The sequence below is a fragment of the Synechococcus sp. R55.8 genome, assembly GCF_047461895.1.
GTDB lineage: Bacteria > Cyanobacteriota > Cyanobacteriia > Thermostichales > Thermostichaceae > Thermostichus.
The window spans coordinates 1-7,877 of sequence record NZ_JANSIB010000045.1 but is presented as its reverse complement, the minus strand read 5'-3'; the positions used below and the strand labels follow the sequence as shown (position 1 = coordinate 7,877).

Below are 7,877 nucleotides of genomic sequence, written 5' to 3'. Positions count from 1 at the left end.
TGCAGACCTTGTTGCAGACCTTGCTCTAGGCCTTGTTTCAGGCCCTCCTCTCGCCCTTCTTTGAGGGCTTCTGCTCGCCACATCTGATAGATGGTCGATTCCCGCACAGCCAAACCTCCCAGAACCCTGCTGATTTCCTCTGGCGTCCATGTTAATCCTGCTAAGACGGCAGTGGCCGCTTTCAACTCCTGCCGCAGCTTGGGATCCTCCATCTCAGCTATGGCTCTGGCCACCTGCCGCAGACGGGGTTCTGGATTGTCCGGCTCTGCCAGTACCGCCAAGGGCAAGAGGCCTGGGTATCGGGATAGCACCTCCGGATCTTGTTCCCACAGGCGCAAGACCTCAAAGCGATGAGAAAGGGATCCCCGTTGAAAAGAGGTTTGGTACGCCCGTTCTGACTGGGTTTTTCTCAGGTAGATGACAATCTGCCGCACCTCCTGGTCGGGATAGCGACGGAACAGGCGCAGGCAGTAGTCGGCCATGCGGAAGGGGATATCGGGATCCGGATCGGTTTGAAACTCCAGATGCAAAATCAGGTTTTGGGCCCGCAGCAGGATAAGAGAGTCCGCTCGGATGGGCTCGGTGGACAGCTCCGTCGGCTGTAGCTGAGCCAAGGAAACAGGGGATCCCAGTAGCCACCGGGCAAAGGACTCGGGGAACCATTCCACCAAGTACTTGCAGACGTTATCGTAGGCCACAGGATCCCTTTCCTACAAAAGCCGATTCTCCCGATGGCCCCTCTGCCGAGATCAGCCGTAGTACCCTTGGTTGATGCGGTTTTCCAGTTGGTTAGCCCCTTCCTGATACTCGCCAAACACGAAGTTCTCGGCGTTGGCTTTGATCAGGGCCTTTTGCTGCTCTGTCAGGCCTGAGATCTGCAACATATCTTCCAGGCTCCTGTAGGGGGCATTTTTCACCAGGATGCGAGCTAGGGTGGGATAGAAGCCGGGCAGTTGGCGGTAGTTGCGCAAGATGGTGTTGTTCACGTCAATCGGAGTGTCCAAGTGCTTTACCGGGGGAAGCTCTGCGGCCCTGGCCACAACAGGGATCCCCAAAGGAGCGAAGCACAGACAGAGCACTAACACCACACGAACCAAGATGGACAGCAGCCAGCGCATAGCATCACTTCTCCAAGCAGAATCCAAAAGGCTCATCTGTATAGGTTGCTAACATTCTCCGACCATCTAGTGTCTCATCCCCTCTACCCCGAATCGAAGGCCAAGACAGGATTTGGATCCCGACAGAAACAATTTTTAACAACTATGATCAGGAGACAGTCTTTCTTGCCATTCCTTTCTCGGCTATCGCACCATGTCCGACTTGGCCCTTCTCCACTCGACTCGACTTGACCCCCCAAGCCGGGATCCATCCACAGGGATCCCACAACCCACGCCTTCTCCGGAGCTGGAGTTGCTGGGGCAGACCGAACTCTTTCTCAGACGGCACATTGGGCCGGATGCCCGGCAAATTGGGCAGATGTTGCAAGTGTTGGAGCTGAGTTCGCTGCAGGAGCTGGTGGAGAAGGCGGTGCCGCCGGCCATTCGCAGCAGCCAGCCTTTGCAATTGGGATCCCCTTGCCCTGAGCAGCAGGTGTTGGCGGAACTGCAGGCAATGGCGGCCCAGAACCAGGTGTGGCGCTCCTTTTTGGGCATGGGCTATTCCAACACCCTGACGCCACCGGTGATTCAGCGCAACATCCTGGAAAACCCTGCCTGGTACACCCCCTACACCCCCTACCAAGCTGAGATTGCCCAGGGACGGTTGGAAGCCCTGCTCAACTTCCAGACGATGGTGATCGACCTGACGGGGATGGAGATCGCCAATGCTTCCCTGCTGGACGAGGCCACCGCAGCCGCTGAAGCCATGGCTCTTGCCTACACCTTGGCGGGCAAGGGATCCCCGGTTTTCTGGGTGGATCGGGGCTGCCATCCCCAGACGATTGCCGTGGTACAGACGCGGGCGGAACCATTGGGAATCCAGGTGCGCGTGACGGATCTGGCGGAGTTTTGCCCGGAGAAGGGCTTTGGGCTGCTGTTGCAATATCCCAACACCTTTGGGGAAATCCGGGACTACCGGCAGTTGGTGGAGCAGGCTCACCAGAAGGGGATGGCGGTGACGGTGGCTGCCGACCTGCTCAGCTTAACCCTATTGCAACCCCCAGGAGAGTGGGGAGCGGACATCGTGGTGGGATCCACCCAGCGCTTCGGCGTGCCTTTGGGCTATGGCGGCCCCCATGCGGCTTACTTCGCCACCCGCGAGGCCCACAAGCGGCTGCTGCCAGGACGGCTGGTGGGGATTTCTCAGGATGCTCAAGGCAAGCCAGCCCTGCGCTTGGCGTTGCAGACCCGCGAGCAGCACATCCGGCGGGACAAGGCCACCAGCAACATCTGCACTGCCCAGGTGCTTTTGGCGGTGATGGCTTCTATGTATGCCGTCTACCACGGCCCCCGCGGCTTGCGACACATAGCCGAGCGCATCCACCGCCAGGCCCATCACTTGGCCACTGGGATCTGCCAGTTGGGTTATGAGGTGGGGCCCGAGCATTTCTTCGATACCTTCTGGGTCAAGGTAGCTTCTCCAGAGCAGGTGCAGGCGATCCAGGCCGGCGCTGCCCAGCGACAGATCAACCTCCGCCAGATCGATGACCGGACGCTGGGGATCAGCTTGGATGAGGCTACCACCGCTCAGGATCTGCGGGATCTGTGGGAGATCTTCGCCGGAACCCTTCCCCGCAGCGGAACGGAGTCCTTACCGCCAGCTTGGGATCCCGACAGCCCAGAGCTGGACTTGGGCCAGAGCCTGCCGCCCCAGCTCCTGCGCACCACCCCCTACCTCACCCATCCGGTCTTTAACCGTTACCACTCGGAAACTGAGCTGCTGCGCTATATCCACCGCCTGCAAAGCCGGGATCTGGCTCTCACCCATTCCATGATCCCCTTGGGCTCTTGCACCATGAAGCTGAACGCCACGGTGGAGATGATGCCGGTCACCTGGCCGGAGTTTGCCCAGCTCCATCCTTTTGTGCCCCTGGAGCAGGCCCGCGGCTACCAAGCCCTCTTTGCCCAGTTGGAAAAGATGCTGGCGGAGATCACCGGCTTTGCCGGAGTTTCTCTGCAGCCCAATGCCGGATCTCAGGGGGAATATGCCGGCCTGTTGGCCATCCGCCGCTACCACCAAGCCAGAGGGGAAAGCCGGCGGCAGGTGTGCTTGATCCCCACCTCGGCCCACGGAACCAACCCGGCCAGCGCCGTGATGGCGGGGATGCAGGTGGTGAGCGTAGCTTGTGATGAAGCCGGCAATATCGACATTGAGGATCTGCGGGCCAAGGTGGAGCAGCACGGGGAGCGGCTGGCCGCCTTGATGATCACCTACCCTTCTACCCACGGCGTGTTTGAGGAAGGGATCCGCGAGATTTGCCAGATAATCCACGAGGCGGGGGGACAGGTGTACATGGATGGGGCCAACCTCAACGCTCAGGTGGGCCTCTGCCGTCCTGCCGAGCTGGGGGCGGATGTCTGCCACCTCAACCTGCACAAGACCTTCTGCATTCCCCATGGGGGAGGTGGGCCGGGGGTAGGGCCCATTGCCGTGGCCCGCCACCTTGTGCCCTATTTGCCTGGCCATCCTGTTTTGCCCGGCTGTAACGGCCCCGTCAGCGCTGCCCCGTGGGGCAGTGCCAGCATTTTGCCCATCTCCTGGGCCTACATTCGCCTTATGGGATCCGCCGGCCTTACCCTGGCCAGCCAGGTGGCCATTCTCAACGCCAACTACATCGCCAAGCGGCTGGATCCCTACTACCCAGTGCTCTACAAGGGGCCGGGGGGGTGGGTGGCCCACGAGTGTATTTTGGATTTGCGCCCCCTGAAAAAAAGCGCCGGCATCGAGGTGGAAGATGTGGCCAAGCGCCTGATGGACTATGGCTTCCACGCCCCCACCATCTCCTGGCCGGTGCCGGGGACAATGATGGTGGAGCCCACCGAGAGCGAATCTCTGGAGGAGCTGGATCGCTTCTGCGAGGCGATGATTGCCATCCGCCAGGAGATTGCCGCCATTGAGCGAGGCGAGATGGATCCGGTGCGCAATCCCCTCAAGCTGGCCCCCCACACCGCCGAGGTGGTGGCTGCCGACCACTGGGATCGCCCCTATCCTCGCTCGCTGGCCGCCTACCCGCTCCCTTGGGTCAAGGCCCACAAGTTCTGGCCCAGCGTCAGCCGCATCGACAACGCCTACGGGGATCGCCACCTGGTGTGCAGTTGTCAGCCCTGGCTCGACGAATGATGGCTGCTCTGGAACTTGGCCCAGAAAGGGAGATTGGTTGTATCCAAAGGCGGGATCCGCTATAACCAGTCAGGGATCCCTGGCCAACGGATGAGAAAAAATCCCCGTCTTGAGCGGTTCACGTCAGTGGGGCCAAGTTCTTTGCCTATTCTTACTCGGCTAACCCTGGGGCTGTTGGCGGGATCCCTCGTGGCCTGCCGCAAGATGCCTGATCCGGTTGCTCAAGAAGTGGATCAGGATCCCGTGCGGCGTCACATCGGCAAAGATGGCACGCACTTTGAGGCTTCCCTAGGAGATGCCCGCGCCCTTCCCCCTCAGTTTCCCCCTCACTTGCAGTTGCCCAACGCTTCCATCATCTCTTCAGGGCAGATTCGAGATCGGCAGGGGGGCCTTGCTTCCCTGATCTTGCAGACCTCTCAGCCTCTGGAGGCGATTGCCGCCTACTATCGCCGCACCCTGTGGGGCCGGGGCTGGGACATCCTCTCGGACATCGAGCAGGCCAATGGGATCCGCACCTTGGTGTTCGAGTCTCCCCCCCACCCCAAAAAGCCTCTCCAACAGGCGGTGGTGCAAGTGGGATCCCCCCGTCGCGGGCCGGATCAGGTGGAATATCGCGATATCTTGATTTTGCTGAGCACCGTATCCCCCTCTGCCACGGCAGAAGACCTCTCTGCGGCCAAGCTCGCTCCCCCAACTTCCCCCTGAGGATGCCTGTCTACACCCAGTCAATTCCGATTGCGGCCAGCGTGGCCCAGGTGGATCGCTGCCTCACCGACCTGGAGTTGATGAAGCGCTGGCTCAACCCGCTGTTGGGCTGTGAGGCGGTGGGATCCCCTCTGGCGGAATTGGGCAGCCGCTACCGCTTTTTCCTTCGCTTGCCGTTTGTATCCCCCAGCTTGGATTGCGTGATTACAGAGCGGGCAGAAGGCTTGGTGCAGTGGCAGTTTGAGGGGTTTTTTGAAGGAACCGACCGCTGGGAGTGCCATCCCCAGCCGGGGGGTACCCTTCTAGTCAATTGCTTCAACTTCCGCATCCCCAGTCCCTGGGTGGCGGCAGGGTTTTACCTGTTGGCAGCAGGGCCGACCCAGCAGGATATGCGGGTCCAGCTCCGACGGCTGAAGGCGGTGGCCGAGGCTTTGGGTTAGGCTGGTGGCAAGTAGTAAAGAAACGTAAAAAACTGCAATGACCAGCAACAGCGGACTGTTTAACCGTCGCTTTGCCGACAACTTCATCCCCCAACCAGCCAACACTTCTCTGGAAATCGGCCAGATTGCCCCCGATTTTGAGCTGCCGCGCGTGCAAGGGGATCCCGTGCGGCTATCGGACTACCGCGGCCAAAAGCCGGTGGTTCTGGCTTTTACTCGTATCTTCACCGAAAAGCTTTTTTGCCCTTTTTGCTACCCCCACATCCAAGAGCTGAAAGCCCGCTACAGGGAGATCCAAGCTCTGGGGGCGGAGCTGCTGATGGTCACCAGCACCGATCCGGTTCAAAGCCAGCAGATTCAAGCAGACCTGCAACTGCCCTACCCACTGCTGGTGGATCCCGAGTGCAAAACCTTCCGCCTCTATGGGGTTGGCCAAGCTTTGGGAGCACCCCTGCCGGCCCAGTTCGTTGTGGATCGGGAGGGCAAACTGCGCTTCAAGCATGTTTTCTCCTTTGCCCAGCCCAATGCCGACACCGACGAGGTGCTGCGGGTGTTGCGGGAGGGGCTGCAAACCGGCTGGGATGGAACCCGTAGGGTGGCCCCTATCCCCTTTTTCTAGGGATCGGGCTTCTCTGCCATTGGACTTCCAGGGAGAGAGACTGCGATGTTTGCCCGTCTGGCCCAGAGTGGGGCGCGTCAGGCCGAGATCCTGGAGGTGGTTTTGCGCCACGGTTGGGACTACATGCGCCGCTTGCTCTCTTTTGGCAAGGCTGGGGAACCCCAACTGCCCCCCCCAATGGTGCTGCGCAACATTTTGGTGGATCTGGGGCCGGTCTATGTCAAGCTGGGCCAGCTGCTGAGCACCCGTCCGGACCTGTTGCCGCGAGAGTACATCGAGGCCCTCAGCACTCTGCAGGCCGACGTACCTCCTGTTCCCTGGAATGCGGTGGAGATCCTGCTGCGGCAGCAGTTGCGGCAGCCGTTGGAGCAGGTGTTCAGCAGCCTGGACACAGAGTCGGTTGCGGCGGGATCCATTGCCCAGGTCCATCGGGCTTGTCTGGTCAGCGGCGAGTGGGTGGCCCTCAAGATCCAGCGGCCCGGGCTGGAGGCGGTGGTGGAGCGGGATACGCGGCTAATCCGGGGCATTGCCGAGCTGGTGGCGCAAACGGAGTTCGGCAGATTGGCAGATGTGGTGGCCTTGGCGGATGAGTTCTGCCGGGCCATTCAAGCAGAGCTGGACTTTACCCAAGAGGCCCGCCACACCGAGCAGCTCCGCCAACAGTTGCAAAGGGGGCGTTGGTTTGATCCGGCCCAACTGGTGGTGCCGCGCATCCATTGGCCTCTCACTACGCCAAAGGTGTTGACGCTGGAGTGGATCGAGGGCCGGCCCCTGTTGGAGGCGGATCGCAGCGACGCGGACCCGGAAAACATCGCTCGCCTCTTGACCCGCGCTTTTTTCCAGCAGATCTGCATTGATGGCTATTTCCACGCCGATCCCCACCCCGGCAACCTCTTTTACTTGGGATCCGGTCGCGTAGCCCTGCTGGATTGCGGCATGATTGGGCGGCTGGATCCGCGTACGCAGCAGATTCTGCTGGAGCTGATGCTGGCCATTGTCAGCCTCGATGCCCAGCGCTGTGCCGAATTGACCCTGGAGTTGGCCCTGCCGGAAAGATCCGCGGCCCGCTCGCGGGATCAGACTGTCAGCTTGGCCCAGCTCCAAAGCGACTACGAGCGTCTGCTGCGCCAGTACTACGCCCTGAGCATTGCGGAGCTCAACTTCAGCCAGCTCTTTTCTGAGATCCTGCAGGCGGCCCGGCGCAACCAGATCCGCATTCCCGGCAATTTGGGCCTCTGTGCCAAGGCGCTGGCCAATTTGGAAGGGATCGCCCGCCAGCTCACCCCCGACTACAACCTGCCGGAGCAGCTTCGCCCCCTGATGGCGGATGTGTTTCGGGCGCAATTGCTGGGGGAGGCCCCTCTGCCTTCGCTGCTGCGCACGGCTTTGGATTTGAAAAATCTCTCTCTGCAATCGCCGCGCCAGATGGAGCTGCTGCTCAGCCGCATCACCTCGGAAACCCAGCGCTGGAACTTGACCATCCAAGAGCTGGACGGGATCCGCAGCAGCCTGGATCAGTCGGCCAACCGCCTTTCCTACAGCATTGTGGTCGGCTCTCTGATCGTCGGAGCTGCCATCATCTCGGCTCAGACGCAGCGCTTCCAGGTCTTTTGGCTGAGCGAACTCCTCTTCGGCGCGGCCAGCCTGTTGGGGCTGTGGCTCGTCATCAGCATTCTGCGCTCCGGTCGCCTGCGCGGCTAGATTGGCTGAGGTTGGCTCATCAGTGGACTCAGGGCCCTACTGCCCTTGTCTGGATCTCGATGTTTCCAAAAGAACACCAAAACGGTATCAACGCCTCCGCGAGCGATCCGCCAAAAGCCGCAAAGGCCGATTCT

General features: G+C 60.8%; 7 protein-coding genes. 5 read left to right on the top strand and 2 right to left on the bottom strand.

Going from position 1 to position 7,877, the window contains the following annotated elements; translation table 11 throughout:
• Together NW829_RS06275 and psbU are read right to left on the bottom strand one after the other, a co-directional pair.
• The coding region (locus NW829_RS06275; protein ID WP_414416682.1) for an Rpn family recombination-promoting nuclease/putative transposase at positions 1–698 on the bottom strand (698 nt) is incomplete at its 3' end.
• 51 nt (positions 699–749) lie between these two features.
• Complete coding sequence (gene psbU, locus NW829_RS06270; RefSeq protein ID WP_414406847.1) at positions 750–1,118, bottom strand: photosystem II complex extrinsic protein PsbU; 369 nt, start codon at positions 1,116–1,118, stop codon at positions 750–752.
• 193 nt (positions 1,119–1,311) lie between these two features.
• On the opposite strand from psbU, the gene gcvP reads away from it, so the two are divergent.
• The 5 genes from gcvP (at position 1,312) to NW829_RS06245 (ending at position 7,743) form a co-directional block, all read left to right on the top strand.
• Positions 1,312–4,278, top strand: a complete 2,967-nt coding sequence (gene gcvP / locus NW829_RS06265) for an aminomethyl-transferring glycine dehydrogenase (protein ID WP_414416681.1) — start codon at positions 1,312–1,314, stop codon at positions 4,276–4,278.
• A gap of 141 nt (positions 4,279–4,419) precedes the next feature.
• Positions 4,420–4,983 carry a hypothetical protein gene (locus NW829_RS06260; protein ID WP_414416680.1) on the top strand — a complete coding sequence of 188 codons (564 nt, stop codon included), beginning with the start codon at positions 4,420–4,422 and terminating at the stop codon, positions 4,981–4,983.
• A 2-nt stretch (positions 4,984–4,985) separates the two neighbouring features.
• Positions 4,986–5,423 (top strand): SRPBCC family protein, encoded by a 438-nt coding sequence (locus NW829_RS06255; protein ID WP_414416679.1) that lies wholly within the window; start codon positions 4,986–4,988, stop codon positions 5,421–5,423.
• 37 nt (positions 5,424–5,460) lie between these two features.
• Positions 5,461–6,042: a peroxiredoxin family protein gene (locus NW829_RS06250; RefSeq protein WP_414332206.1), complete on the top strand. Its 582-nt coding sequence runs from the start codon at positions 5,461–5,463 to the stop codon at positions 6,040–6,042.
• 45 nt (positions 6,043–6,087) lie between these two features.
• Positions 6,088–7,743 (top strand): ABC1 kinase family protein, encoded by a 1,656-nt coding sequence (locus NW829_RS06245; RefSeq protein ID WP_011431813.1) that lies wholly within the window; start codon positions 6,088–6,090, stop codon positions 7,741–7,743.
• Positions 7,744–7,877 lie beyond the last annotated feature (134 nt).